This window comes from Burkholderia sp. M6-3, assembly GCF_050858985.1.
In the GTDB taxonomy this organism is placed as follows: Bacteria; Pseudomonadota; Gammaproteobacteria; order Burkholderiales; family Burkholderiaceae; genus Paraburkholderia; species Paraburkholderia caledonica.
The window spans coordinates 15,280-40,311 of sequence record NZ_CP110091.1 but is presented as its reverse complement, the minus strand read 5'-3'; the positions used below and the strand labels follow the sequence as shown (position 1 = coordinate 40,311).

Annotated in this window: 24 protein-coding genes; 14 read left to right on the top strand and 10 right to left on the bottom strand. The window is 62.7% G+C overall.

Annotated features, from left to right (window positions below; translation table 11 throughout):
* Nucleotides 1-1,020: an IclR family transcriptional regulator gene (locus OH764_RS17445; RefSeq protein ID WP_498850087.1), complete on the bottom strand. Its 1,020-nt coding sequence runs from the start codon at nt 1,018-1,020 to the stop codon at nt 1-3.
* Nucleotides 1,021-1,159: 139 nt separating this feature from the next.
* Between OH764_RS17445 and OH764_RS17440 the strand changes: the two genes are divergently transcribed.
* Nucleotides 1,160-1,456, top strand: coding sequence for a hypothetical protein (locus OH764_RS17440; protein ID WP_027779002.1), 297 nt, complete (start codon nt 1,160-1,162; stop codon nt 1,454-1,456).
* 144 nt (nt 1,457-1,600) lie between these two features.
* Nucleotides 1,601-3,310 carry an acid phosphatase gene (locus OH764_RS17435; RefSeq protein ID WP_498850086.1) on the top strand — a complete coding sequence of 570 codons (1,710 nt, stop codon included), beginning with the start codon at nt 1,601-1,603 and terminating at the stop codon, nt 3,308-3,310.
* Between the two features lie 3 nt (nt 3,311-3,313).
* On the opposite strand, the gene OH764_RS17430 is transcribed toward OH764_RS17435, so the two are convergent.
* Complete coding sequence (locus OH764_RS17430; protein ID WP_498850085.1) at nt 3,314-3,988, bottom strand: DUF4410 domain-containing protein; 675 nt, start codon at nt 3,986-3,988, stop codon at nt 3,314-3,316.
* 205 nt (nt 3,989-4,193) lie between these two features.
* Between OH764_RS17430 and OH764_RS17425 the strand changes: the two genes are divergently transcribed.
* From OH764_RS17425 to OH764_RS17410, 4 genes are all read left to right on the top strand, one after another.
* Nucleotides 4,194-4,553, top strand: a complete 360-nt coding sequence (locus tag OH764_RS17425; protein WP_498850084.1) for a DUF3564 domain-containing protein — start codon at nt 4,194-4,196, stop codon at nt 4,551-4,553.
* 328 nt (nt 4,554-4,881) lie between these two features.
* On the top strand, nt 4,882-5,631 hold the full coding sequence (locus tag OH764_RS17420) for a DNA/RNA non-specific endonuclease (RefSeq protein ID WP_498850083.1): 750 nt from the start codon (nt 4,882-4,884) through the stop codon (nt 5,629-5,631).
* The gene (locus OH764_RS17415) at nt 5,624-5,884 is read left to right on the top strand and encodes a hypothetical protein (protein WP_498850082.1); all 261 of its coding nucleotides are present in this window, start codon (nt 5,624-5,626) and stop codon (nt 5,882-5,884) included. Before OH764_RS17420 ends, OH764_RS17415 begins: the two co-directional genes overlap by 8 nt.
* Before the next feature lie 198 nt (nt 5,885-6,082).
* On the top strand, nt 6,083-6,445 hold the full coding sequence (locus OH764_RS17410; protein WP_498850081.1) for a hypothetical protein: 363 nt from the start codon (nt 6,083-6,085) through the stop codon (nt 6,443-6,445).
* Between the two features lie 185 nt (nt 6,446-6,630).
* Here OH764_RS17410 and OH764_RS17405 read toward each other — a convergent pair whose 3' ends face one another.
* On the bottom strand, nt 6,631-7,344 hold the full coding sequence (locus OH764_RS17405; protein WP_498850080.1) for a Crp/Fnr family transcriptional regulator: 714 nt from the start codon (nt 7,342-7,344) through the stop codon (nt 6,631-6,633).
* Between the two features lie 90 nt (nt 7,345-7,434).
* Here OH764_RS17405 and OH764_RS17400 point away from each other — a divergent pair, with 90 nt between their 5' ends.
* A complete protein-coding gene (locus tag OH764_RS17400) occupies nt 7,435-7,974 on the top strand; it encodes an Mpo1 family 2-hydroxy fatty acid dioxygenase (protein ID WP_498850079.1) in 540 nt (179 codons plus the stop codon).
* A 48-nt stretch (nt 7,975-8,022) separates the two neighbouring features.
* Here OH764_RS17400 and rarD read toward each other — a convergent pair whose 3' ends face one another.
* Nucleotides 8,023-8,913 carry an EamA family transporter gene (gene rarD / locus OH764_RS17395; protein ID WP_498850078.1) on the bottom strand — a complete coding sequence of 297 codons (891 nt, stop codon included), beginning with the start codon at nt 8,911-8,913 and terminating at the stop codon, nt 8,023-8,025.
* A gap of 504 nt (nt 8,914-9,417) precedes the next feature.
* Here rarD and egtD point away from each other — a divergent pair.
* Entirely contained in the window at nt 9,418-10,398 is a 981-nt protein-coding gene (gene egtD / locus OH764_RS17390) for an L-histidine N(alpha)-methyltransferase (protein WP_498850077.1), read from the top strand.
* A 57-nt stretch (nt 10,399-10,455) separates the two neighbouring features.
* On the opposite strand, the gene OH764_RS17385 is transcribed toward egtD, so the two are convergent.
* Complete coding sequence (locus tag OH764_RS17385) at nt 10,456-10,749, bottom strand: acylphosphatase (protein ID WP_020068669.1); 294 nt, start codon at nt 10,747-10,749, stop codon at nt 10,456-10,458.
* A 184-nt stretch (nt 10,750-10,933) separates the two neighbouring features.
* On the opposite strand from OH764_RS17385, the gene hpnA reads away from it, so the two are divergent.
* Nucleotides 10,934-11,944, top strand: coding sequence for a hopanoid-associated sugar epimerase (gene hpnA, locus OH764_RS17380; RefSeq protein WP_310070075.1), 1,011 nt, complete (start codon nt 10,934-10,936; stop codon nt 11,942-11,944).
* Between the two features lie 92 nt (nt 11,945-12,036).
* A complete protein-coding gene (locus OH764_RS17375; RefSeq protein WP_498850076.1) occupies nt 12,037-12,591 on the top strand; it encodes a hypothetical protein in 555 nt (184 codons plus the stop codon).
* Nucleotides 12,592-12,635: 44 nt separating this feature from the next.
* Here OH764_RS17375 and OH764_RS17370 read toward each other — a convergent pair whose 3' ends face one another.
* On the bottom strand, nt 12,636-13,808 hold the full coding sequence (locus OH764_RS17370; protein WP_498851341.1) for a glycosyltransferase: 1,173 nt from the start codon (nt 13,806-13,808) through the stop codon (nt 12,636-12,638).
* A 349-nt stretch (nt 13,809-14,157) separates the two neighbouring features.
* Here OH764_RS17370 and ispH point away from each other — a divergent pair, with 349 nt between their 5' ends.
* Both ispH and hpnH read left to right on the top strand, forming a co-directional pair.
* On the top strand, nt 14,158-15,102 hold the full coding sequence (gene ispH / locus OH764_RS17365) for a 4-hydroxy-3-methylbut-2-enyl diphosphate reductase (protein ID WP_027779014.1): 945 nt from the start codon (nt 14,158-14,160) through the stop codon (nt 15,100-15,102).
* Between the two features lie 10 nt (nt 15,103-15,112).
* Nucleotides 15,113-16,267, top strand: a complete 1,155-nt coding sequence (gene hpnH / locus OH764_RS17360) for an adenosyl-hopene transferase HpnH (protein ID WP_027779015.1) — start codon at nt 15,113-15,115, stop codon at nt 16,265-16,267.
* Between the two features lie 143 nt (nt 16,268-16,410).
* On the opposite strand, the gene OH764_RS17355 is transcribed toward hpnH, so the two are convergent.
* Nucleotides 16,411-17,016, bottom strand: a complete 606-nt coding sequence (locus OH764_RS17355) for an MlaC/ttg2D family ABC transporter substrate-binding protein (RefSeq protein ID WP_498850075.1) — start codon at nt 17,014-17,016, stop codon at nt 16,411-16,413.
* 223 nt (nt 17,017-17,239) lie between these two features.
* Between OH764_RS17355 and hpnN the strand changes: the two genes are divergently transcribed.
* Together hpnN and OH764_RS17345 are read left to right on the top strand one after the other, a co-directional pair.
* Nucleotides 17,240-19,855: a hopanoid transporter HpnN gene (gene hpnN, locus OH764_RS17350; protein WP_498850074.1), complete on the top strand. Its 2,616-nt coding sequence runs from the start codon at nt 17,240-17,242 to the stop codon at nt 19,853-19,855.
* Nucleotides 19,856-19,857: 2 nt separating this feature from the next.
* Nucleotides 19,858-20,928 (top strand): MlaA family lipoprotein, encoded by a 1,071-nt coding sequence (locus OH764_RS17345; RefSeq protein ID WP_498850073.1) that lies wholly within the window; start codon nt 19,858-19,860, stop codon nt 20,926-20,928.
* Between the two features lie 46 nt (nt 20,929-20,974).
* Here the strand turns inward: OH764_RS17345 and OH764_RS17340 are convergent, their stop codons facing one another.
* Genes OH764_RS17340 through hpnE form a run of 3 tightly spaced genes read right to left on the bottom strand, consistent with a single transcriptional unit; the run spans nt 20,975 to nt 25,032 of the window.
* Complete coding sequence (locus OH764_RS17340; protein ID WP_498850072.1) at nt 20,975-21,703, bottom strand: phosphorylase; 729 nt, start codon at nt 21,701-21,703, stop codon at nt 20,975-20,977.
* A gap of 3 nt (nt 21,704-21,706) precedes the next feature.
* Nucleotides 21,707-23,767 (bottom strand): terpene cyclase/mutase family protein, encoded by a 2,061-nt coding sequence (gene shc / locus OH764_RS17335; RefSeq protein ID WP_498850071.1) that lies wholly within the window; start codon nt 23,765-23,767, stop codon nt 21,707-21,709.
* Nucleotides 23,764-25,032 (bottom strand): hydroxysqualene dehydroxylase, encoded by a 1,269-nt coding sequence (gene hpnE, locus OH764_RS17330; RefSeq protein ID WP_498850070.1) that lies wholly within the window; start codon nt 25,030-25,032, stop codon nt 23,764-23,766. The genes shc and hpnE overlap by 4 nt, the downstream gene beginning before the upstream one ends.

The following is a 25,032-nucleotide window of genomic DNA, read 5'->3' as shown; positions in this document are numbered from 1 at the left end:
CTAGCTCGCCGCGACGGGTTTGCGGCGAGCCTGCATCACCGTCGGTTCGTCGGCGCGCGGACGGTGGCCGAGCCGCTCGGACAACTCAAGCGCCGCCTGGCAAACGGCGGTAACGAGCCGCTCGCGTTCTTCCGTCTCGCCGAGATCGGAACGTGGGATCGTGACTGTCAACGCGGCCGCGATCTTGCCGCTCTGATCGCGCACCGGCGCGCTCACCACGGAGATGCCCCGCTCGAACGACGCCTCGCTCAGCGCATAACCGAGCGCCGCGCTCTCGCGCACTCTTCCATATAACTCTTCGACGGTGGCCGGCGTGCGCTCGGTGTAACGCTCCAGTTGCGATTCGGGATACAACTGGCGCAACTCGTCGAAAGTCAGGTCGCCCATCAGCACCTGGCCGTGCACAGTGGCATGCGCGGGCAAACGCGTACCGACGTGCACTTTCACCGAACTGAACATCGGCTCATGGGTTTGCGCTTTGCCGACGAACACCACGTCGCGTTGATCGCGGATCAACAGATGCGAACTCAGGCCGGTGGCGTCGCGCAGACGTTCGAGAATCGGCGTGCCGACGTCGGTCAATTCCAGGGAATTCAGATATTCGAAGCCGAGTCGTAGCACAGCGACGCTCAGGCGGAAGTAACGGTCGCCATTGACGCGCTCCAGAAAGCCGAGCGCTTCGAGCGTCTGCAATAAGCGGAAGGTGGTGGTGCGCGGAATGCCAATGCGCTTCGACAGTTCCGGCGCACCCAGTACCGGCTCACGTGCGCTGAATTCCGAGAGAATGCGCAGCCCGCGCTCAAGGCCCGGCACGAGATAGGTCGACCCGCCGGCGCTGTCTTCGTCGGCAGTTGCGGTGCTGGCGGCGCTGGCGGCGCTGGCCGTGGAGCGGACCGAATGCGCCGAATCGGCGCCGCCTTTGTGCGCCGACGACATCTCGTCGTGATGCGAAGCCGGCGCCGCCATAGCGCGTGGCTTTGTCTGCTTGCGTCCCGCTCCTGTCTGCTCTTCTTTTGCCATCTTGGCTGCCGTTTTCTGCTGTTCATCGAGGTCAGATCAGCATCATAGCGTCTTTGCGGTGCTATGCTTTGATGCGGTCCGCTGCGCGAGGCCCCGCTGCCGCGCCTTCGTTCCGCACAAGCGTCCGGAGGCCACGCTCATGTCTGATTCCGTGCAGATTCAGGTTGCCGATTCGCATCTCTATCCTGGGTGTGCGGTGCACATAGCGCACTTACCAGAGTCGGAGCGAGCGGCCGCCGCGGTGGTCGCTGTCGTCGAGTTCGCAGACGGCTCCGGCGCGAATGCCACCTGTCATTTGCGAGCGCACGACGAACTCGAACTGACGGTAGACGGTTATGCGACGCAGAAGCGCCACCCTGTCAACGCGAGACATTGGCTGCTGCTCGCCGTCGATGCAACGCACAACAGTTGGCGTGTCAAACGCCGATTGCCCTAGCTCGAAAAACCGCCGCATCTATTGACGCAGTAGTTCGACTGCACGTCCAGCCGTATCCGCAACGAATCATAGCTTCCGCCGGCGTTTTGCGCGCCGCCCCGAGCCGCACCTGAGCGCTCGCCACGCACACTTCGGAACCGACCGATGACAGACCACGACTCCTCCCTGCCGCCGAACGCTGGTAGCTCAGACAACGCCTCCAGCACCGCAGACGATCCACACAATCCCGAACGCCGCCGTGTTCTTACCGGCCTCGCGGCCGTCGGCATCGGGCTTGCACTGACCGGCTGCAAGACCGAGCAGGCTGCGAGCGACGTAGCGCCGCGTACCGCCGCGGACTTACGGCTTGACGCCGCGTTGCGCGATCAGGTCAAGCAGATCGTGGTGATCTACGCGGAGAACCGCAGCTTCGCGAACCTGTATGGCAATTTCCCAGGCATCCAGCATCCGCTCGATGCAGTCACCGCCGAGCGATATCTGCAACTCGACCGCGACGGCAAGACGCCGATGCAGCGCCTGCCTGCCATCTGGGGCGGCCTTGTGCCGCAGGCGCAGGAAGTGGACGGCAAGCGCTACATGATCGGCCAGAAGGACATCGGCAATTTGCGCAATGGGCCTTTCCACCTGACCGACGCGCAAGGCGCGCCGTTGCCCACTGGCGTGATCACGCGCGATCTCGTGCATCGCTTTTATCAGAACCAGATGCAGATCAACGCCGGGCGCAACAACCAGTTCGCCGCGTGGGGCGATTCGGGCGGGCTCGTCATGGGGCATTACCGAAATTCCGCCGATACGCTCAAGCTTTGGAGCCTCGCGCAGCAGTACACGCTGTGCGATAACTTTTTCATGGCCGCGTTCGGCGGCTCGTGGCTGAACCACATTTTCCTGATCTCGGCGCAGGCGCCGTTCTATCCGGACGTGCACAACAGCCCAGCGAAAAAAATGGTCTCCGTGGTGGAGGGCGACGACCTTACCGGTGCGCGGCTGAAGCTCGCGCCGGACTCCCCGGCATCGGCAATCGACGGTCCGCCGAAATTCGTGAACGACGGCGCATTTACCGCCGATGGCTATGCCGTGAATACAATGGCTCCGCCATACCAGCCGAGCAACGTGCGCCCGGCGGAAGGCGGCAACCCGGCTTTCGCGGATGCGTCGAATCCGCGGGTGCTCCCGCCGCAGAATTACGCGACGATTGGCGACCGTCTCACGGACAAGGGCGTGGATTGGGCGTGGTACAGCGGGGCCTGGCAATATGCGTTGGAACATCGGGACACCGGTGCCGTGCCCGACTTCCAGTATCACCACCAGCCGTTCAACTATTTCGCCAATTACGCGCCTGGCACGGCCGCGCGGCGTAAATATCTGCGTGATGCAGGCCTCGGCAGCGACGCATCGACCAACCGCCTGATCGCCGACATCGACGCGGGACGTCTGCCCGCGGTCACCTTCTACAAGCCGCAGGGCGATCTGAATATGCACGCCGGCTACGCGGACGTCGAATCCGGCGACCGGCACATCTCAACTGTGATCGAGCATATCCAGAAGAGTCCGCAATGGGCCAATACGGTCGTGATCGTCACCGTCGACGAAAACGGCGGCTGGTGGGATCCGGTCGCGCCGCCGAATGGCGACCGCTGGGGTCCAGGCTCGCGGATTCCGGCGCTGGTCATTTCACCGCTCGCCAAAAAAGGCCACGTCGATCACACCGTGTACGACACGAACTCGATTCTTCGCCTGATCAGCCGCGTGCATGGACTGGCACCGCTCGACGGCGTCGTGGCGCGTGATCGTGCGTTCGCAAAGAACGGTTTGGCGCCGCTTGGCGATTTGACCGCGCCGCTGGATCTCGCTTGACGATCACGGCGCCGCGGCGTGAAGCCTGGCGATGACGGCATCGGAAATCTGTTGAGCCGTTTTCTTGATCGTCTTCTTCTCGTCGCCGCTTGCGATGACGAACTTCGCTGCGATCACATACGGATTGAGCTTGATGGCAGCGCCCGGCCCGTGCTTGCTGTCGGCCTCTTCCACGGCTTCATAGAGAGGCGGCAAACTCGCCGATGCAAGACTGTCGCATGACACGGCGACCTGAATGTCGGTCTGACCGGCGCCGAGACCGACCATGGCACGCCGCAGACGGTTGCCGTCGTCGACGCTCAGGAACACACCGCGCACTTGCCAGCCCGCGGCCGGCGAAGTTTGACCTGGCGCGATGCGACGTGCGTCGACGCCACCTTCGCGCAGATCGGCCGTGAGCGCCTCCGCCATTTCGTTGACGATGTTCTTTGCGTGCTCCTGCGGATTCGCGTTGTGGTCCAACGGTCCCGGCCCGCTTGGCAATAATCCGCGCAGACGGCGCACGCGTTGGCCGGGGCCACTGTCAGGTGCAACGTTCGCAACGTCCAGTTCGAAATCCGACACGTAGACGATCGGCGCGGGCTCGGCGAACGACGCTTTATCCGCCGCAAAACCAGTCGCCGGCACCACGCTTAAGCACGCCGCCAGCGCCACAAAACGCACAAATTGATGCTGCATGACACGTCTCCAGGATCGGCGCAGCGGCAACGAAAAAGCAAGATGGCGCGGTGAAAAACGGAGGTCGGATCGCGACGCGAACATGGTACAGCCGTGTGCATGTAGCGTCCGTATTTTCGTGCACAAGTCTTACCATTTGCCTTGAATAACCGGCGTTGCGACATAGACTGTTAAGGCAATTCTGAGTACTTTGCACGGAACTGATATGCGCCTGACCATTCTCATTAACGGTTCCGATCCCACCGTCAGTCACGACTACGCTGTGCTATGGCTCGACACCGACCAACGCCGATGGTCGAGAGAAGCGCATCAAGGGATCGATCTGCCCCCATGGGGCGAATTGCGCGACGAAGGTGACGTGACGACACTGTGCGCGCCGAGCACGGACGCGCCGTTGTGTACGCTTCGTGGATTGCACGTCGACCGTAAGCAGCGCGTGAGCGCTGCCCAAGGCGACGCAGCGTGGACCGCCGTGCGCAACCGCGCGCCTACAAGCGGCTTCTGGCGCTTGCAAGCGGTCGATCGTCAAAACGTGCACGCCGAAAACAGCGTGTTCGGCAATTAATTCCCACACCCTTTCTACTCGGTCGATGTTCCCGCACGCGCGTCGCACGACGCGCGTGCGGAATCCGTTGGCTTAGCACTCTGCACCGTTTCCTTTCGCCGATTGATGGACCGTTTTCCGCGCGCATGCATTTAAGCCTGCCTTAAGTTTGCGTGCGTAGTGTCGGAAGTCCACGCATTCGGGTCGCCGCAAGGCGGCCCATTTTTTTGCCCGCGCGACGTCGCGTCACGTTGCCGTTCTTCGCTACGCTCTCCTCCTCGCTTTTACATCGCTCGATCATCGCGCTCGACGCTATACTTTGCGCCCCTCTCTTTTCACCGATTAACCCATGAAGAAGTGGTTCGCCTGTCTGCTCGTTGCAGTTGCCGCTCACGCAACTGCGGCGCCTTCCTGCACCCAGTTCACACCCAATGCGCAATGGCCCGTTCTGACCAATCAGAAGATGGCGCCCAAAACGCGCATGCTTTGCTATAGCGATTTCGCCGTCATGCATTCGGGCATCACACACGGTCCATTGTGGTCCGCCGAACATTTGACGCGCGATCATATTGAAGCGGCGAAAGACATGGTGCGCACCAACAAGTTCTTCGAAGACGCGCGCTTGCCCGACGGCGAAGGCGCAACGCTCGCCGACTACAAGCGCAGCGGATTCGATCGCGGACATATGAGCCCTGCGGGAAATCGCTGGAATGAGCAAGCGATGGCACAATCGTTTTCGCTCGCGAACATCGTGCCGCAAAATCGCGAAAACAATCAACGACTGTGGGCGCGCATCGAAACATCAGTGCGCAAAATCGCAATGGCCTATGACGACACATATGTCGTCACCGGTCCGATGTTCAGCGGTCAGCAACTGCAGACGATCGGTCCCACGCACGTGTTCGTTCCAACGCAGTTGTTCAAGGTCGTCTACGTACCTTCGCGGCAACTCGCGTTCGCGGTAGTGGTCGACAATGTGTCGACGAATCGCTACGAAATCAGAACGATTCACGAACTCGAAGCAGCATCGGGCATTCGCTTTCCGGGCATTCCGGAGAACCTCAAAGATCAGCGACCGGGAGGACTCAAAGGTGTTTAAACCCTATTCGAACGACGACGACGTACTCAACCTTCAGGGCGACGCGATGACCGTGAGCAACGGTATGAAGCGCGTCGTGCTGAACGGCACGCTCGAACTGACGCAAGACCAGCGAGGGCTGAAGGCTGCGCTCGCATTGAAGGAAGCGGTGGATGCAATCGTCGCAGCTTTGCAGGCGCATCCGGGGCTGCCCGCTAAAGTGAAAGACGAACCAGATGCGAAACCGGGTGTCGTGGACAATCCATTCAACTAACCTTTGAAGTCTTGAATCGTCGAGAGCAGGAAGGCCGGAAGAGTGGTCAGCAGCCCGATATGTTTCTGCCGTTACGTTTTGTCACCAGAACATCGTCAACTGCTGTCTTCCGGGCTGCGTTAAACCGGCAGCGCTGAATAAATCCAGCCGCGAAATAGAAGCTCGCAGGAATCCACCGGTTTAACAAGGAGTCACACCATGAAGACGCTTTTCGCTGCTCTCGCTTCCGCTCTGCTCGTGTCAACCGCTTTCGCTCAGACTGCCGCACCGGCACCGTCCGAAGCAACGCAACCCGCGGGCCAGGCGAATCTCAAGGCAAGCACCGCCGTGCAATCCGGCGCGTCGAATGACACCAACACTCACGCAAAAGCACCTTCGGGCACGACCGCGAAGTCGCATGTGAAAACGTCTTCCAAGCACACTGTGAAAAAGCACAACGCCGTGAAGAAGACTCCGGCCGACTCCAGCGCAGCGAACAAGAAAACGGACGGCGCGCAAGAGGCCAGCAATGCGCCGGTGAGCGCTGACGGCGCAAAGACCGGCACGACCAAAACGCAATAACACGTGCACGGTTCCGGCACGCACCGGCCATCCAAGCATTAGAAGAATCAAGCTATTAATCGAAGCCGGGCAATGCCGTTCAGGGAGGGCGAGTCGCATGACTCGCCTTTTTTTTGCGCAAGCTTTCGCGTTGCCGTAGCGGTGGAAACGTGCGGCAATCACGCGGCAACGCCGCTCTCAAGCCGTCAATGTGTATCCGGATTCAACTGCGCAAGCTCGCGAAGTCGGCCCTTGTCGACTATCTGGATTTCCGCATAACCAAGCTTCACCGCGCCCTGCGTTTCAAACTGCTTGAGCACCTGGTTGATGGTCTGCCGCGACAGTGCGAGCATCATCGCGAGATCTTCCTGGGGCACGTTGAGGACACGCCGCATGGCTTCCCCCTCGCCATATCCACCCGCCATCAGCAACAGGCGTCGCGCTACGCGTTGCGCTGCGGGCAGCAACGCGGCTTCCTCTATTGCATCGAAGGCAAGACGCAGTTTTTGCGTGAGCAGCAAGCCGAAGGTGTGCCAATGGGCGGGCGTGCGTTCAAGCAGCGCGACGAGTGCCGCGCGCGTCACATGAAACAGTTCGGTATCGCGTTCGGCATACGCGTCGTGCGTTCGCGGACGATTGTCAAACAGCGCGATCTCGCCGAACCAGTTCACCGGTTCGATCACGGCAAGCAATGCTTCCTTGCCGCTCTCACTCGCCGCGCCGATTCGCACCACGCCGCCAAGCACGCAATAGATGCCGTCATCTGCATCGCCGCGCGTGAACAGACGCTGGCCGGCGGCGAGGCGCTCGACCCGGCCCGCGTCGATCAATTGCGTCTGCAAAACGGTCGGTGCCGACCGAAACCATGCACTGTTCGAAAGCAGCGTGGCAAGCTCACTTCGAGGAATATTTGCGGTCATTGAATCGCGCTTATACCGATTGTCGGCTACCCGATGGTTTCAGATTCCAATCGCCGCGATTATGCTGGCTTTGATGAAGGAGCGGCATCCATGAGAACGCTGACGCAACAGCTTACGCAGTATGCGGCGTACCATCGCGACCGGCGCAATATCGCCACGCATTTCGTCGGCATCCCGATGATCGTGCTTGCATTGGCAGTGTTGCTGAGCCGTCCGGCTTTCGCGCTAACCGCGCCGCCGTTGATCCTATCGCCCGCATGGCTGTTGTTCTCGGCGGCCACGCTCTATTACCTGGTGCTCGACGTGCCTTTGGGTTTGGTGATGACAGCCGTGTCCGCGCTTTGCATCGTGTTCGGCCAATGGATCGCGGCGCAGTCCACGGCGATGTGGCTGGCAACCGGCGTCGGCCTCTTCGCGGTCGGCTGGGTGTTTCAGTTCATCGGCCACATTGCCTACGAGCACCGTAAGCCGGCTTTTGTCGATGACGTGATCGGTCTTCTGATCGGACCGCTGTTCGTGCTGGCCGAAGCGATGTTCTACATTGGCTGGCGGCCTGCGCTTCGTGAAGCGATAGAGCGCCAGTTGGGGCCGTCGCCGACGAAAGACCAGCGCGCGGCGGCGCACAAGTGAGCGCACCAATGAGCGCAAAGCGGCACGGTCGTCGCAGGCGCTTGAGTCTCACGCAAAGCGCACGATCCGCATGCTGTGCAACGCTGTCAGCACGACTGCGATCCAGATCGGGATGTACGTGGCCAACTGCGCGGCACTCAAGGTTTCGCCGAGCAACATGATCGACACCAGCACGAGCAATACCGGCTCGACATAGCCGAGAATGCCGAACAACGCGACGGGCAATAAGCGACTCGCCGTCAGATACGAAGCCAGCGCGAGCGTGCTCAACGCGCCCAGCCCAGGCAGCAGCAGGAGCCACATGTCGAGGCGTCCGGAGATCAGCGTGAGCGATCCGCCGGTCACGATCATCGCCACTGCGACGGGCAGCAACAAGATCATCTCGACGGTGAATAGCGCGAGCGAATCGTGTTTGATTTTGCGCCGCAACACGAAGTACGGTGGATAGCCGAGCGCAACGAGCAACGTCGGCCACGAGAAAGCGCCCGTCACCCACAGTTCATGACCCACGCCCGCAGCCGCGCATATCACGGCTGCCCACTGCAAACCGTCGAGACGCTCGTGATAGTAGAAGCGCCCGACCAGTACCATCACGAGCGGCAACAGGAAATAGCCGAGCGATACGTCAAGCATGCGGCCATGCAACGGCGCCCACAGAAACACCCACAATTGCGCGCCGAGCAACGCGGCGGCGGCGAGCATCGCGGCGCCGAGCGCGGGCTGAGTCATCATCCGGTAAAGAAGTTGCCGCAGGATTGGCATGCGCTTGCGCGACGCGACCAGCAGCAGTGCGCCCGGCACGGTCCAGACGATACGCCACGCGAAAATATCGAGGCCGGTGAGCGGTGCGAGCAGCGTCGCGTAAGCCGACAGCAGAGCGAACATTGCGCAGGCGCTAACCGATAAGGCGATGCCGCGTTTCGGCGAATACTGATTCATCGTGCGCCCCGCTGGCCGAGAGCTTCGCCTTGCGGCGCGAGCGCATGCGCACGTGGCGCAACACGGCGGCGCACCGCGATTCTAGTTGTCATTGGAAGTAAAGGTCCCGTGAGCCGCAGCGCGTGTCGCGCGCCGCTTCTTGTAGTTTTATCCGGCGATGCAAGCCGGGCATTCTAGCCGGATTATCGACGTGGCACGGACACACTACGCGTCGCTTTCATTCTTGCGGCATCAATTAATCCGTGCAGAACGCGCGTCGATGAACTAGAACATAACTTCACGCGCGCGGGGAGTCAGCTGTGCGCGTTCGACGAGCAACTCCGTCGATCAAGCGCGAATCTTGCTTCCAGCTTCCGCTGCAGCGCTTGCAACCAGCGTTTGCGACATCAACGAGCCCGGCCGCATGGCGGCCCGCTTCCTCCGCGGCACGCACCAATCGTTTCGATCCCGCGTGCCGCCTCCGGCCAACCATCCCGCTCATCGCATGTGACTACTGGAGCCAGCATGACCCAGCCAGCCCTCTCGCTCGACGCATCACCCGATCAACGTTCCGCTTTCGCCGCCGACGTCCGCAGCGGCCTCACGCATGCGCCGCAGAAAGAGTTGCCCTCGAAGTATCTGTACGACGAAGTCGGTTCCGCGTTATTCGAAGTGATCACCGTGCTCCCCGAATACGGCGTGACACGCGCTGAGGAGCGGCTGCTGGCGAAGCACGCGGTGGACATCGTCGAGCATCTTCCGCACGACGTAACCGTCGCCGAACTCGGCAGCGGCAGCGGCCGCAAAACGCGCCGCATTCTCGAAGCGCTGTGTAAAAAGCGCCCCACTTCATACTGCCCGATTGAAATTTCGCGCACCGCGTTGCAGTTGTGCAGGCGCGAACTAGGCGATATCGAAAGAATTTCAATTGTCGGCTATGAGCGCGATTATCTGGCAGGTCTCGCGGAAGTCAGCAAAAAGCGCGCAACCGACGAACGCTTACTCGTACTCTTTCTCGGCAGTACGATCGGCAATTTCGGCCGACTCGCCGCGACGCGCTTTCTGCGCGACATTCGCAACATGCTGGCGCCCGGCGACGCGTTGCTGCTCGGCACCGACCTCATCAAGCCCACGCCCATGCTGATCGCCGCTTACGACGACGCAATCGGCGTCACGGCGTCGTTCAACCTGAACCTGCTCGCGCGGATCAATCGCGAACTCGGCGGCGATTTTCCGCTCGACGCATTCGAGCACGTCGCGCGTTTCAATCCGGACGCACGCAGTGTCGAGATGCACTTGCGTGCAACGCGAGACGTTACCGCGCATGTTGCCGCCGCAAAGCTGACGGTGTCGCTCAAGGCAGGCGAAACGATCTGGACCGAGAGCAGCCACAAGTATCGCGCCGACGAAATGCCAGCGATCGCCGACGATGCGGGATTCGTGTGCAGCCATCAGTGGCTGGAAAACGAGTGGGGATTTGCCGAAAGCCTGTTGGTGGCGCAATAGCGCACAACGGCTAAAGGGGCGGCGGGCTCTCGACCCGCCGATGTGGCTACGCGCCGTTCAATGCTGTTCGAAACGCTCGTAGCGTTTTTCGGTCACGCGCTCTTCGCCGGCTACCTCGGTCACGCGCGCGGCCGGCGGCCCGTGCCGCAGCCAAGACAGCATCCGGTCGACCTGATTCGCCGTGCCCTGCAACATCGCTTCGACCGAACCGTCGTCGAGATTCGCAACCCATCCCTTGATGCCGAGCGCGTGCGCCTGCCGCACGGTCGCATGACGAAAGCCGACACCCTGCACGGTGCCACGCACGCGCACGTAATACGTTTCGATCCGCTCATCCAGATCTGGGGACATGCCGTTCTCTCCTCGCAATCTTTCAAGCGGGCATTCTAGTCGCGTCGCGGCGAGCCTGCTTGCGAAACGCGGGTTGAAATAGCCGCGTCGACGGTCGTGACCGGTCCGTGCGCAAGGCGAGGACGACGCGGCCGCCGCTCGCCACGTACAATCCCCCGACTGTCACGCAGGGAACGGAAACAGAATGACCGAACAGAATGGCGATCTCGTGCTCGTGACCGGCGCATCCGGCTTTGTCGGCTCGTCGGTGGCGCGCATCGCGCAACAGAAGGGTTTCAAGGTGCGTGTACTGGTGCGCGCCACCAGCCCGCGTCAGAACCTCGAGTCGCTCGACGCGGAAATCGTCGTCGGCGATATGCGCGACGAAGCGTCCATGCGCAACGCGCTGCGCGGCGTGCGCTATCTGCTGCACGTCGCCGCCGATTACCGGCTGTGGGCGCCGGACCCGAGCGAAATCGAGCGCTCGAATCTGGAAGGCACCGAGGCGACCATGCGCGCCGCGTTGAAGGAAGGCGTCGAGCGCATCGTGTACACGAGCAGCGTGGCTACGCTCAAGGTGACGAGCGCCGGCAATTCAGCCGACGAAACATCGCCGCTCAAAGCCGATCAGGCGATCGGCGTGTACAAACGCAGCAAGGTGCTGGCCGAGCGCGCGGTGGAACGCATGATCGCCGAAGAGGGTCTGCCGGCGGTGATCGTCAACCCGTCCACGCCTATCGGCCCGCGCGACGTCAAGCCGACGCCGACCGGGCGCATCATCGTGGAAGCGGCGCTCGGCAAGATTCCCGCTTTCGTCGACACGGGGCTGAACCTCGTGCACGTCGACGACGTCGCAGCCGGGCACTTTCTGGCGCTGGAGCGCGGCAAGATCGGGGAACGCTACATTCTCGGTGGCGAAAATCTGCCGCTTCAACAGATGCTTGCGGACATCGCGGCACTCACCGGCCGTAAGGCGCCCACCATCAGCTTGCCGCGCTGGCCGCTTTACCCGCTCGCGATGGGTGCGGAAGCGGTCGCGAAGTTCACGAAGCGCGAACCGTTCGTCACCGTTGACGGATTGAAGATGTCTAAGAACAAGATGTACTTCAGTTCGGCCAAGGCGGAACGCGAACTGGGCTACCGGGCGCGTCCGTATCGTGAGGGCCTGAGCGATGCGCTCGACTGGTTCCGGCATGCGGGCTATCTCAAGCCGTAGCGCGAGCATTTTGTTACAACGTCGCTGTATTTGCGGAAGGTAAAGCCTACGCGCAGCAGTTAAAATCGCGGGTCTTACCAGAGAAATCTCGCATGAACCTTCACGAACAGCTCGGCGCGCTCGAAGTGGGCGTCGATCAGCTCATTCAGGCTGTCGTGGCCCCGCAGGCCCAAAGCATCCCCGAGACACGCAACCAGGCTGACGCGCAGCACGCGCCGGCTGAACATGCGGTGCCCGACGTCGAATCGGAAACGGTCGAAGTTCAAGCCCAAGCCGAGGCCACGGTCAGCGAAGCCGGTGCGCAAACCGCTGCGCCTCCGGCTCTGCCCACGCTGGAAATCAACCGTCCGGCGCAGAACGAAATCACCATGACCATCGGCGGCCAGACCGTCGCATTGCGCGCGGAGCAGATCGGCCAGCTCATCGAGGAACTGTCGAACGCGCGCGCCTCGATGACACCCGAACCTCCTCCGGGCATCCCGCCGGGCTGGCGTTTCGTGTCGACGAAAAATCCGGTCATGGCCGTGCAGAAGCAGTCGAACGGCGACCGTTTGCTGGTAATGCGCCATACCGGTCACGGCTGGGTGCCGTTTACGTTTTCACCGGACATGGTGATTCAACTCTATATGCTGCTTACAAAGGGCTAAAAGAAAAGCGGCGCAATGCGCCGCTTTTTCGTTACTGCCTCGCGTCAACGTTCCTGCATGGGCGCCTGAACCCGCGCCTTCCATTGCCCGCCTTTGCCACGCCAGTAGCGCACCGCCGACGCAAACGTCGCCCCCACATAAAACAGCGCGATGAGCGGCAGAAACGGCGCCCATAGCGGCGAGCGGCGGTAATAGCTGAGCATTGGCGCATACGCGCAGCACATGGCCGCCCACGCGAGCCAGGCGGGCCAGCCCGTTGGCCCGAGCACGATGGCGGCGACCGGCGGCATCAGATAGATGATCGTCATGCCGGCAAGCGTGCCCGCGAGAAGCAGCGGCGAATAATGCAACTGCGTGAACGCCGTGCGCGCAATCATGTTCCAGATGTCGCGCCAGCTATCGTAAGGACGCAACGACACGCTTCGCGCCGCCACGTCGAGCCGGATCGGGTGACGCCCGGTGCCGCGATGCTTGATGCGCGCCGCGAGGCTGCAATCGTCGATCAGCTCGGCCCGAATCGATTCAATGCCGCCGGCTTCCTCCAATGCGCTGCGACGCACGAGCATGCAGCCGCCTGCCGCAGCCGCCGTGCGATTGCGCGGATTATTGACCCATGCGAACGGATACAGCTTCGCGAAGAAGAAAACGAAGGCCGGAATAAGCGCTTTCTCCCAGAACGAGTCGCAGCGCAGCCGCACCATCAGCGAGACGAGATCGCGCTTCTCAACGTCGGCACGGACGACGAGTTGCGTGACGGCCTCCGCGGGATGACCGATATCGGCGTCTGTCAGCAACAAGAAGTCGGCCGGCAAGCCGAGCGTGCGTACCGCCTCGATGCCTTGCGACTGCGCCCACACCTTGCCGGACCACCCCGGCGGCAACGGCTTCGCGCTCAGCACGGTCAAACGGTCCGGGCATTGCAACTGCAGTGCGGCTGCGCGGGCAGCGTCGGCGGTGCCGTCGGTGCTGTGGTCGTCGACCACGATCACGTGAAATTCGCCGGGATAATCCTGCTGAAGCAGCGTCGTAACGGCCTGTGCAATGACATCGACTTCATTGCGGGCAGGCACCACGGCGGCCACGCCGGGCCATGTGCTACGCGCTTCGGGCGTAAGCGGCGCGGCGGGACGCGCGCGCCAGAAGCCGCCGCGGGCGAACAGCAGCACGATCCAGATGAGCAAGGACAAACAGGAAAGGAAAAACAGAATCACCGCCATCAACCCCATTAAGCGTTACCCTCGAATTTGCAGCAAGCGTCGACCATTTTGTATTGCGAGGCGCGAGCGCTTCACAGGACGACGTAGTTTAAGGGTTCCGCCAGAGCGGTGCAGCGTGCAATTTTTGCCGCATGAGTTGTGGCGGGTCGAGGGGCATGTGCCGCGTGCGCCCAACACTGTAGGGGCCCCGGCAAAGCAAAGCTGGCGTGATAGCGTTAGAATGCGCGTTTGGTTTTGCTGTACCGGCACGTCGCCGGGGCTCAAGACGTCAACTAATTAGATGGTCGCGGCGATAAAGTCAGAATTTCCGACTTGCTCGAAACCCGCGTCAGTCGGAGTCCGCCAACTTATGCGAGTCATCCTTGCCCAACCCCGCGGCTTTTGTGCGGGCGTTGTTCGTGCGATCGAGATCGTCGATCGGGCGCTGCAGCAGCACGGCGCCCCTGTCTACGTACGCCACGAAATTGTCCACAATCGTCACGTGGTCGATAATCTGCGCCAGAAAGGCGCGCGTTTCGTCGAAGAACTCGATGAAGTGCCGCAAGGCGCCGTGGCAATCTTCAGCGCTCACGGCGTTGCTCAAACGGTTGAGCGCGACGCAGAAGCCCGCGGTCTCGACGTGCTCGACGCAACGTGCCCGCTCGTCACCAAGGTGCACGTGCAAGGGCGTCAATATGTGAGCGCCGGGCGCACGCTGATTCTGATCGGCCACGCTGGGCACCCGGAAGTAGAAGGCACGATCGGCCAGATCCCGGGCAAAGTGCTGCTGGTGCAGAGCGAAGCCGAAGTCGAGCATCTGCAGCTGCCGGTCGATACGCCGCTCGCGTATGTCACGCAGACCACGCTGTCGGTAGACGACACCCGTGGCATTATCGACGCCTTGCAGCGCCGCTTCACCGACATCGTCGGCCCCGACACGCGCGACATCTGCTACGCGACGCAAAACCGCCAGGCCGCGGTGCGCGAGTTGAGCAAGCAGGTGGATGTGTTGCTGGTGGTGGGCGCAACGAACAGTTCGAACTCGAACCGGCTGCGGGAAATTGGCAGCGAAAGCGGCGTGGCAAGTTATCTCGTCGCCGACGGTTCAGAAGTGAAGCCGGAGTGGTTTGCGAATGCGCAGACCATCGGTATCACGGCCGGCGCTTCGGCGCCGGAAGAAATGGTCAGAAACGTAATCGATGCGCTAAGCGCAATGGGACCCGTCGATGTCACGACGATGGCGGGCCGTGAAGAGAAGGTTGAATTCAAGTTGCCATCGAAGCTGATGCAACCACTCGCCGCACGCGAAGTTTAAGGAGGACGTCTTGTCTATTCCGCTGCTACAGAAAGTCCGGGTCGGCGCATACATCATGCGTCAGCACCTCTCCGGCAACAAACGCTATCCGCTCGCTCTGATGCTGGAGCCGCTGTTCCGCTGCAATCTCGCCTGCAATGGCTGCGGCAAGATCGACTATCCGGACCCCATCCTGAATCAGCGTCTGTCGCTGGAAGAATGCCTCGGCGCCGTTGACGAATGCGGCGCCCCGGTGGTGTCGATTGCAGGCGGCGAACCGCTCCTGCACAAGGAAATGCCGCAGATCGTGAAGGGCATCATCGCGCGTAAGAAGTTCGTGTACCTGTGCACGAACGCGCTGCTGATGGAAAAGAAGATGGACGACTACGAGCCGAATCCGTACTTCGTGTGGTCGGTTCACCTGGATGGCGATCAGCAGATGCACGACCATTCGGTGTCGCAAGACGGCGTGTACGACAAGGCGGTCGCGGCCATCAAGGAAGCGAAGCGCCGCGGTTTCCGCGTGAACATCAACTGCACGCTGTTCAACGACGCTGTGCCGGAGCGCGTTGCCGCTTTCTTCGACACGGTCGGGCCGATGGGCGTGGACGGCATCACCGTCTCGCCGGGTTATGCCTATGAGCGTGCGCCGGACCAGCAGCACTTCCTGAATCGCGACAAGACCAAACATCTGTTCCGCGAGATCTTCAAGCGCGGCAACAATGGCAAGAACTGGTCTTTCAGCCAGTCGGCCATGTTCCTCGACTTCCTCGCCGGCAATCAGACCTACGAATGCACGCCTTGGGGCAACCCGGCGCGTACGGTGTTCGGCTGGCAGAAGCCGTGCTATCTGGTCGGCGAAGGTTACGTGAAGACCTTCAAGGAATTGATGGAAACCACGGACTGGGACAAGTACGGCACCGGCAACTACGAAAAGTGCGCCGACTGCATGGTCCACTGCGGCTTTGAAGCCACGGCCGTGATGGATACGGTTGCGCATCCGCTGAAGGCATTGAAGGTCAGCCTGCGCGGCCCGAAGACTTCGGGTGCTTTCACCAAAGACATCCCGCTGGACAAGCAGCGCCCGGCTGAATATGTGTTCTCGCGCCACGTCGAGATCAAGCTTGAAGAGATCAAGGTGGCCGGCAAGGGCAACAAGGTGCAGACGGCTACGGCCGCGCACTGAGCGTCGAATCGGGGCGGCCCTGCGCCGCTCCAGAATCGCGTTGCATAAACATGCATAAAAAAGCGCGGTGGCTTTAAGGCCACCGCGCTTTTTCTTTTGCCTGTCTGCTTCTACCTCGCAGGCAATCGGCTTGCCGATCCGGCTTACCCGCCGCTGCGTGCGTTATGCGCGGTGAGGAACTTGATCAGGCCGTCGACTCCACCCTTGGAAAGCTGATCGGCGAACTGTGTCTGGTACACCTGAATCAGCCATGCGCCCATCATATTGATGTCGTAGATCTTCCAGCCCGACGGGCCCTTGGTGAGCCGGTAGTCGATCGCGTCGTCGCCGCCATTGCTGATCACATGCGACTGCACCACGACGTCTTTCGCGGCGCCCGATGCATTGGCCGGCGCAAACTTGAACTTGACGTCCTGGTCGCGCAACTGCGAAAGCGATGCAGCATAGGTGTGCACGAGAAGCAGCGTGAACTGCTCATAGAGCTGCTTTTGCTGATCGGGCGTGGCGGTGCTCCATGCCTTGCCGACCGCGATGCGCGTAGTGCGCTGGAAGTCGGTGGCCGGCACAAAGCGCGTCTCGACCAGTTGCGTGATCTTGGCCATATCGCCGCCGCGAGCTTGCGGATCGGCCTTCATCGCTGAGACCGTGCCTTCGACGGCACTTTTTACCACCGCGTCGGGCGCGCTTTGCGCATAGGCAGCCGTTGAGACTACGGCCGCGGCCAGAAAAGCAGACAGATAACGTTTCATACGCTGGACAAGACCCGAAAAGAGTGTGCGCCGCCGACCAGTAAGATCGGGGCGAAAGCTGGATAGACCAGTATAGCGACATTGCGTTCCCGCCCCTTCACGTTGCACCGGGAGCCGCTTTTGCTACGCGCATTGCTGCCGAATACGGTCCGGTTTGCTCGGGCTCTGTATACTTGTGCACTTTCGTCAAAATGCCACCCGTGATAAGGCCAAGTTCGCCTACATGCTGAAGTCATCTATTGTTCGCCTCGTCGCCTATTCGGTGCGCCATCCGTTGCGGATCATCGCGCTGTCGATCGTGCTCGCCGTGTTGAGCGGGATCTATGTCGCGCATCACTTCAAGATCAACACCGACATCAGCCGTCTGATCGAAACCGACAAGGAATGGTCCACGCTCGAGCACGCGATGGACCAGGCCTTCCCTGATCGCGGCCAAACGGTGCTAGTCGTCGTGGAGGCGCGCGCGCCCGAGTTTGCCGACGCCGCAGCGAATGCGCTGACGGCGGCGCTCAAAGCCGAGCCAAAAGAATTCGTCGCGGTCTCGCAACCCGCCGGTGGGCCGTTCTTCGAACATAACGGTCTGCTTTTCCCATCGACCGAAGAGGTCATGTCGACCACGTCGCAACTCGTGCAGTCGCGTCCGCTCGTAAACACGCTCGCGCACGACCCCAGCCTCACGGGACTGGCGGGCACGCTCACCACGAGCTTGTTGCTGCCGCTGCAGATCGGTCAGGTGAAGCTCTCCGACATGAGCCGCCTGTTGTCGCAAAGCGCCAACACGCTGGACCTCGTACTGGCCGGCAAGCCAGCCGCTTTCTCGTGGCGCGCGCTCGTCGACAAAAGCGCGGCGACCAATCCGGCGCGTGCGTTCGTGATCGTGCAGCCGGTCGTGAACTACGATGCGCTCGAGCCGGGCGCGACCGCGTCGCAGGCGATTCGCGATACGGCGGCCTCGCTGCATCTGGACTCGCGTTATGGCGCCACCGTCCGTCTGACCGGCGAACAACCGCTCGCGGACGAAGAATTCGCGTCAGTCAAAGATGGCGCGGTGCTCAACGGCATCGGCACGTTCGTCGTGGTGCTGGTCATTCTGTGGCTCGCGCTGCGCTCAGGACGCATGATCGCGGCAGTCTTCATCACGCTGTTCGTTGGACTCGCGATCACCGCCGCGCTCGGCCTCATGATGGTCGGCGCGTTGAACATGATCTCGGTTGCGTTTATGGTGCTGTTCGTCGGGCTGGGCGTCGATTTCGGCGTGCAGTTCGGCGTCAAGTATCGCGAGGAGCGCAATCGCGACGACCGTCTCTCCGCCGCGCTTGCTCATACCGCGCACAGTATCGGCGTGCCGCTTACCCTCGCCGCGGTTGCGGTCGCGTTGAGCTTCTTCTCGTTTTTGCCGACCGCGTACCGCGGCGTGTCGGAGTTGGGTGAGATCGCCGGCGTTGGCATGTTCGTCGCGTATCTGACCAACATGACACTGCTGCCCGCGTTGCTGAAGATCTTCAACCCGCCGGGCGAAGCCGCGTCGCCGGGTTTCAAGCAACTGGCACCCGTCGACGACTTTCTCGCCCATCATCGCAAGCCCGTGTTGATCGGCACGCTGATCGTCGTGATCGGCGCAACGCCGTTGCTCACGCGTTTGCACTTCGACTTCAATCCGCTGCATCTGAAAGATCCGCATACCGAGTCGATGGCCACGCTGCTGTCGCTGAAGGATTCGCCCGAGGCCGCGGTGAACAACGTGCATGTGCTCGCGCCCTCGCTTGCCGACGCCGATCGCATGGCCGAGCGGTTGCGTGCGTTGCCCGAAGTGGGCCGCGTCACCACTCTGGACACCTTCGTTCCCGCGCAGCAGCAACAAAAGATGATGCTGATCGCAAGCGCCGCGCAGCAATTGCTGCCCGCGCTGCAACAGCAACCCGCGCCACAGGCCACGGACGCCGTGCGCGTCGCCGCGCTCAAGCGCGCGTCGAATCAACTTTCTCTCGCCGCCGAAGATCATCCGGGTCCAGGCGCCGCCGAAGCGCAACATCTGTCGGTCACGCTGCAAAAGCTCGCCGCGGCCGACTCCGCGACGCGCGACCGCGCGGAACACGCGATGTCGGAGCCTTTGCGCATTGCGCTCAAGCAGCTGGAGAACCTGCTGCAGCCGACCGAGATCACGCGGGACAATCTGCCGAAGGAAATCTCGAAGGGCTGGGTGTCGAAGGACGGCCGCGCCCTCGTCGACATCGCGCCGAAGGTGAAGCCGGGCGCCGATCCGAACGACGACGCCACGCTCGCCCGCTTCGCCCATGCCGTGAAAAAGGCCGAGCCCGGCGCGATTGGCGGCCCGATCTCGATCCTTCATTCCGCGGATACGATCATCAAGGCGTTCTTGCAGGCGGCGGGCTGGGCGCTGCTGTCCATCGCGATCCTGCTGTGGGTCGCGCTGCGGCGCGTTGGCGACATGCTGCGCACGCTGGTTCCGCTGCTTGTGTCGGCGCTGGTCACGCTCGAGTTGTGCGTGGTGTTCGGCATGCCGCTGAACTTCGCGAATATCATTGCATTGCCGCTGATGCTCGGCGTCGGCGTGGCGTTCAAGATTTACTTCGTGATGGCGTGGCGCAATGGGCAGACGGGCCTGTTGCAGTCGAGCCTGACGCACGCGGTACTGTTCAGCGCGGCGACTACGGCGACGGCGTTCGGCAGCCTCTGGCTATCGCATCATCCGGGGACGTCCAGCATGGGCCGCTTGCTGGCGTTGTCGCTGTTTTGCACGCTCATCGGTGCAGTGGTTTTCCAACCCGTGCTGATGGGCAAGCCGCGCCCACGTCGCGCGAAGCACAAAGGAATATAAGCATGAAACTGCGTACCACTGTGCTAGCGCTTGCTGCCACCGGCCTCATAACCGGCTGCGCAACCGGTCCCGACCGCAAGCCCGGCGACCCGTTGGAGCCGATGAACCGGGCGGTGTTCAATTTCAACGAAGGCCTCGACCGCTATGTCGCGGTGCCGGTCGCGAAGGGCTATCAGAAGGTGACGCCGCAGCCGTTGCGCACGGCCGTCAGCAACTTCTTTTCGAACCTGGGTGACTTGACCAACGCCGCGAATGCACTGCTGCAGTTGAAGATCACCGACGCGACCGAGGATTTCGTCCGTTTCGCGTTCAACTCCACATTTGGTCTGGGCGGCCTGCTCGATTGGGCGACGCCGGCCGGGCTGCCCAAGCATCATCAGGATTTCGGCCTGACGCTTGGACACTGGGGCATTCCATCCGGACCGTATCTGGTCTTGCCGCTTTTCGGGCCGAGCACCGTGCGCGACAGCATGGGGCTGGTGGTGGACGTGAAGTTCAATCCCTTGAACTACATGGAGCCGGCGGTGCGCAATCCGCTGTACTTGCTGCAGTTCGTAAGCGTCCGCTCCGACCTGCTGGGCGCGACCGATCTTTTGCAGCAAGCGGCGCTGGATAAATACTCGTTCGTGCGGGACGCCTATACGCAGCAACGGCGGGCGCGTCTGCGCGGCACCGGCGACAATGCCGCGCCGCTGCCGGAATACGACGATCAGGACGACTCGGGCGCTGCAACCATTCCAGCGAAGGGCGCCGCGGCCGGCGCGCCGGCGACGCTTCCGAACTACGCAGACCCGGGCGATACGGCCGACACGCCGGATGCGGCCTCTGGTGCCGCTACGGGCGCACCGGCGGGCGTGCCGAATTACACGGATCCGGGTGAGTCGCCCGCGCCGGCAAGCGGCGCTGCGGGCTCGGTACCAGCGAGTGAAACGACGGGGGCTAAGTCAGGGACCACTGCGGCTCCGGCAACAGCGCCAGGTGCGGCTTCAGCGCCCAGTACGGGCACGGCTGTCCCAACCACGTCTGCGCCTGCTGGTAATCAGCAACCGGCTTCAGCGCCGGCTGCGCAATAAGATCGGCGTACACACGCCCAAGGCGTTCGTCGATGCTGCTGAACCGCTAGGCTAGCTTCAGCAAGGCCTCAGCCGCACCCAGCGCTTGCCGGGCCTGCACCAGCGAGATGCGCGCCGCGCGCGCATCGATCGCCACCTGAATGAGCGCGCCGATCTGTGACGGTTGCCGCATCAGCTCGCGCAGGATCGGCGCAAGCGCGGTGCTGCCGTCATCGCGCAACCCGGCGGTCGCCGCCGACGGCAACGTACGCCACGCGGGGTCCACAATTGCACGGCACACGGCGAACGGCAGCCCACGGGCGGCCGCCATTGCGCCAGCCAGATGCGATTCCATATCCACAGCCAATGCACCCGTCGAGCGATGCAGCGCACGCTTGTCGTCGGCGGACATAAGCGGCGCCGCTACCGCGGCCATTGAACCGCGCCGCAAGCGTGACGCGAGCGGTCCGGTCGCCAGCGCGGCGGCAAGCCTGTTCGTCCAGGCCGGATCGGTGGGAATGCGGCCAAACGGACCTTCGACGGCGTCGGCAACAATGAGCGCGCCCGGCTGCAAATCCGGTGCCAGGCCGCCCGCGGTACCGAAGCTGACGATCCCGGAGCAACCCCGCGCCACCGCTGCACTCAGCGCGCGTTCCAGCAGATCGGCGCGCGCCGCATAGACCACTTCGACGCCTTGGCCCCGCGCAATTCGCGCTTCGAACGCCATGCCAGTTACGACGATGACTGGAAAGCTATTGCCGTCGGCATCGGCGGACGGCGCTGTCGGGCGAAGCATCCGTTACATCCCGACGGCAACGCGCGTAAGCCCGTTGCGCTTCAGGTGACGGAAACGCGCCAGCGCCCACAGCGGGAAGAACTTGCGATAGCCGTGATAACGCAGATAGAACACGCGCGGGAAACCGGTGGCAGTGAAACGGGTTTCGTCCCACAAGCCGTGCTCGCGTTGTTCACGCTGCAAATAGTCGATGCCGCGCGCGACCGCCTCGTGATTCACTTCACCCGCCGCCATCAGGCCCATCAACGCCCATGCCGTTTGCGAAGCCGTGCTCGGCGCGCGTTCGTAACCGTGGTAGTCGAGCTTGTAGCTCTCGCCGGCTTCCCCCCAACCGCCGTCTTCGTTCTGGATCGACAGCAGCCACTGTGCGGCGCGTTTGATGCGCGGGTCGTCGTGCGAAATGCCGGCCGCGTTCAACGAACACAGCGCGGTCCACGTACCGTAGATGTAGTTCAAACCCCAACGGCCGTACCAGCTGCCGTCGGGCTCCTGTTCCTTCAGCATGTAGTCGAGCGCACGCTGCGCCGGTTCGCTGTTTTGCGGCAGCTCGCCGAGTTGCGCGAGCATCGACAGGCAGCGACCCGACACATCCGCCGTCGGCGGATCGAGCAGCGCGCCGTGATCGGAGAACGGAATGTTGTTCAGGTAATACTGCGTGTTCTCAGGCTCGAACGCGCCCCAGCCGCCGTCGCTGCTCTGCATGCCGACGACCCATTCCCGCGCGCGCGCAATCGCCTCGCGATCGACACTCGACTGCGTCAGCGCGGCCGAGCGATGCATGGCCATCGCGACCACCGCTGTATCGTCGACGTCCGGGTAATACGCGTTGTTGTACTGGAAGGCCCAGCCGCCCGGCCGCACGTTCGGCCGGCGCGAAATCCAGTCGCCGCGCACGTCCAGAATCTGCAGCGGACGCAGCCATGCAAGGCCGCGTTCTGCTGCCTGCTCGGCACGCGCTTCGCCCGTTTCGAGCAACGCGTGCGCGGCAAGCGACGTGTCCCACACCGGCGACAAACAGGGCTGACAATATGCTTCGTCATCCTTGATAACGAGCAGCTTTTCGATCGACTGACGCGCAATTGCCCGGTTCGGATGGTCGGCCGGATAACCGAGCACGTCGTACATCATTACCGAATTCGCCATGGCCGGGAAAATCGCGCCCAAGCCGTCTTCGCCGTTCAGCCGCTGATCGACGAAGGCCACTGCCTCGCGGACCGCTCGCTCGCGCGTGGCCTTCGGAAACAGACCGTCGACCGCGCGCAGCACCGTATCCACGACCCGGAAAAAGCGGAACCAGCCGACATGCTGATGCGGCGCCCGCTGCGGCATGCCGGTGTTCACGGGCGCGCCGCGGAACAATTCGTCGATGCGCACACGGCGCGGATTGCGCGCGAGCGGCCGCTTCGCGTTGAGCACGAGCAGCGGCACGATCACGGTCCGCGCCCAGTACGACACCTTCGACAGATGGAACGGAAACCACATGGGCAGTAGCGTGATTTCCACGGGCATCATCGGCACCGCGCGCCACGACACCACGCCGAACAAGGCCAGCAGGATCCGCGTGAAGACGTTCACCGCCTCCGCGCCGCCGTGCGCGAGAATTGCCTCGCGCGCGCGGACCATGTGCTCGGCGTCGACGGGGTCGCCGATCATCTTCAGCGCGAAGTACGCCTTCACACTCGCGCTGACGTCGAGCGCCCCGTCGGTAAAGAGCGGCCAGCCGCCGTCGGCTAGCTGAATGCGGCGCAAATAGCGCGCGATTTTCTGCTCCAGCTCCACGTTCGGCGTTTCGCCAAGGTAATGGACGAGCAGCACGTATTCGGCGGGGATCGTCGCATCCGCTTCGAGTTCGTAGACCCAGTGGCCGTCCGGCTTTTGCGCGGCGAGGATCGCCTCGGTTGCGCGCGTGATCGAGGTGTCGAGCGAAGAGGCAAAACCCGCAGATTTTGCGGATGCGATAGCCGCGTTGGGCGCATCGGTCGAAACGGCAGGCGTGCCTCGCGCTTCGTCGGCGAAATCGGGCATGACGGCACCCAGCATGTGGGCTTGAGATAAATCGTTCATCGGCGTTCCATCGGTTGATTCAGCAACGTATCCGCGGCCTTCTGGCCTGAGCGGATCGCGCCTTCAATCGTCGCGGGCAGGCCGGTAGCCGTCCAGTCCCCCGCGAGCATCAGATTATTCCAGCGAGTGCGCGTGCCGGGACGCAGCGTTTCCTGTTCCGGCGACGCGGCAAAAGTCGCACGTTCGTCGACGACGATCTGCCAGGCCGGCATCGGCGCGGCGGGCAGATTGGCCGCCTGAGCCACCTCGGCCCATAAGCGCGCCGCCAGTTCTTCGCGCGGCGTGTCGACAACATTCCCGACGCCATATACCGTTGCGGACAGACGTCCGTCGGACGCGAACAGCCATTGCGCGGTGCCGTTCAGGAGACCGGTGACGGGCGGCAAGCCGAACGGCGGTTCCACGGCGAAATACGCGCTGAGCGTCGCGGCAAAGCGGGACGGCGCCCGCAGGCCAGGGACCAGCGTCTGCGCGACGTCCGGCGGCACGGCCAGAATCACAGCCTGGTTGACGTCCAGCGCGACGCTCTGCTCGGCGAAATCAAGCGCTTCTACGCGGCTGCCGTTCGCCGCAAACCGGATCTTTTCGAGCCGCGAGCCGATCTCGATCGTCGCGCCGCCATGCTGCAACAGTCGCAACGCCGGATCGACGAAAGCGCTGCTCAAACCGTTCCGCGCGATGAGCGGCCTGCACGCGAGGCCGCCCGCCATCAACGTCTCGCGCACCATTGCCCCAGTCAGCAGCGCCGACGCGTCTCGCGGCTCAGCGTTGAGCATTGCCCGAAACAACGGCGCGAGCAGGCGGTCCCACAGCGGGCCATTGCTGCGCATGGTTTGCGCGACGTTGCGACCGGGCTTGGCGAAAAGCAGCGGCACGAGACTCAGATAGTCGCTCGGGCCAGTGTTCGGTACACGCGCGTTCTGATCGAAGATCCACCAGGGCAGCCGTCCCGACGACAGGCGCACGGTCCAGCGCGCGTGAGTGGCCAGGTCCACGAACGGGAATTCGGGCAGAGCCGGTCCCGTCAGTTCGTCCACGGCGCCGATAGCACGCGCGTAATTCAGCGTCGCGGCGTTGCCCGACATCATCAGGTGATTGCCGCTGTCGATCGTTGCGCCTAGCTTGGCGTCGTAGTACGACCGGCACCGGCCGCCGGCCTGTTGCGCCGCTTCGTGAAGCACGACTCGCGCACCGCGCCGCTGCAACTGCACTGCGGCGGCCAGGCCGGCGAGGCCCGCGCCGACCACATGTACGAGTCTCGGCAT

What these genes read in the sequence shown, in the direction of transcription:
- OH764_RS17445 (WP_498850087.1), bottom strand. Translation starts at nt 1,020, where the DNA reads ATGGCAAAAGAAGAGCAGACAGGAGCGGGACGCAAGCAGACAAAGCCA.
- OH764_RS17440 (WP_027779002.1), top strand. Translation starts at nt 1,160, where the DNA reads ATGTCTGATTCCGTGCAGATTCAGGTTGCCGATTCGCATCTCTATCCT.
- OH764_RS17435 (WP_498850086.1), top strand. Translation starts at nt 1,601, where the DNA reads ATGACAGACCACGACTCCTCCCTGCCGCCGAACGCTGGTAGCTCAGAC.
- OH764_RS17430 (WP_498850085.1), bottom strand. Translation starts at nt 3,988, where the DNA reads ATGCAGCATCAATTTGTGCGTTTTGTGGCGCTGGCGGCGTGCTTAAGC.
- OH764_RS17425 (WP_498850084.1), top strand. Translation starts at nt 4,194, where the DNA reads ATGCGCCTGACCATTCTCATTAACGGTTCCGATCCCACCGTCAGTCAC.
- OH764_RS17420 (WP_498850083.1), top strand. Translation starts at nt 4,882, where the DNA reads ATGAAGAAGTGGTTCGCCTGTCTGCTCGTTGCAGTTGCCGCTCACGCA.
- OH764_RS17410 (WP_498850081.1), top strand. Translation starts at nt 6,083, where the DNA reads ATGAAGACGCTTTTCGCTGCTCTCGCTTCCGCTCTGCTCGTGTCAACC.
- OH764_RS17405 (WP_498850080.1), bottom strand. Translation starts at nt 7,344, where the DNA reads ATGACCGCAAATATTCCTCGAAGTGAGCTTGCCACGCTGCTTTCGAAC.
- OH764_RS17400 (WP_498850079.1), top strand. Translation starts at nt 7,435, where the DNA reads ATGAGAACGCTGACGCAACAGCTTACGCAGTATGCGGCGTACCATCGC.
- rarD (WP_498850078.1), bottom strand. Translation starts at nt 8,913, where the DNA reads ATGAATCAGTATTCGCCGAAACGCGGCATCGCCTTATCGGTTAGCGCC.
- egtD (WP_498850077.1), top strand. Translation starts at nt 9,418, where the DNA reads ATGACCCAGCCAGCCCTCTCGCTCGACGCATCACCCGATCAACGTTCC.
- OH764_RS17385 (WP_020068669.1), bottom strand. Translation starts at nt 10,749, where the DNA reads ATGTCCCCAGATCTGGATGAGCGGATCGAAACGTATTACGTGCGCGTG.
- hpnA (WP_310070075.1), top strand. Translation starts at nt 10,934, where the DNA reads ATGACCGAACAGAATGGCGATCTCGTGCTCGTGACCGGCGCATCCGGC.
- OH764_RS17375 (WP_498850076.1), top strand. Translation starts at nt 12,037, where the DNA reads ATGAACCTTCACGAACAGCTCGGCGCGCTCGAAGTGGGCGTCGATCAG.
- OH764_RS17370 (WP_498851341.1), bottom strand. Translation starts at nt 13,808, where the DNA reads ATGGCGGTGATTCTGTTTTTCCTTTCCTGTTTGTCCTTGCTCATCTGG.
- ispH (WP_027779014.1), top strand. Translation starts at nt 14,158, where the DNA reads ATGCGAGTCATCCTTGCCCAACCCCGCGGCTTTTGTGCGGGCGTTGTT.
- OH764_RS17355 (WP_498850075.1), bottom strand. Translation starts at nt 17,016, where the DNA reads ATGAAACGTTATCTGTCTGCTTTTCTGGCCGCGGCCGTAGTCTCAACG.
- hpnN (WP_498850074.1), top strand. Translation starts at nt 17,240, where the DNA reads ATGCTGAAGTCATCTATTGTTCGCCTCGTCGCCTATTCGGTGCGCCAT.
- OH764_RS17345 (WP_498850073.1), top strand. Translation starts at nt 19,858, where the DNA reads ATGAAACTGCGTACCACTGTGCTAGCGCTTGCTGCCACCGGCCTCATA.
- OH764_RS17340 (WP_498850072.1), bottom strand. Translation starts at nt 21,703, where the DNA reads ATGCTTCGCCCGACAGCGCCGTCCGCCGATGCCGACGGCAATAGCTTT.
- shc (WP_498850071.1), bottom strand. Translation starts at nt 23,767, where the DNA reads ATGAACGATTTATCTCAAGCCCACATGCTGGGTGCCGTCATGCCCGAT.
- hpnE (WP_498850070.1), bottom strand. Translation starts at nt 25,032, where the DNA reads ATGCCGAGACTCGTACATGTGGTCGGCGCGGGCCTCGCCGGCCTGGCC.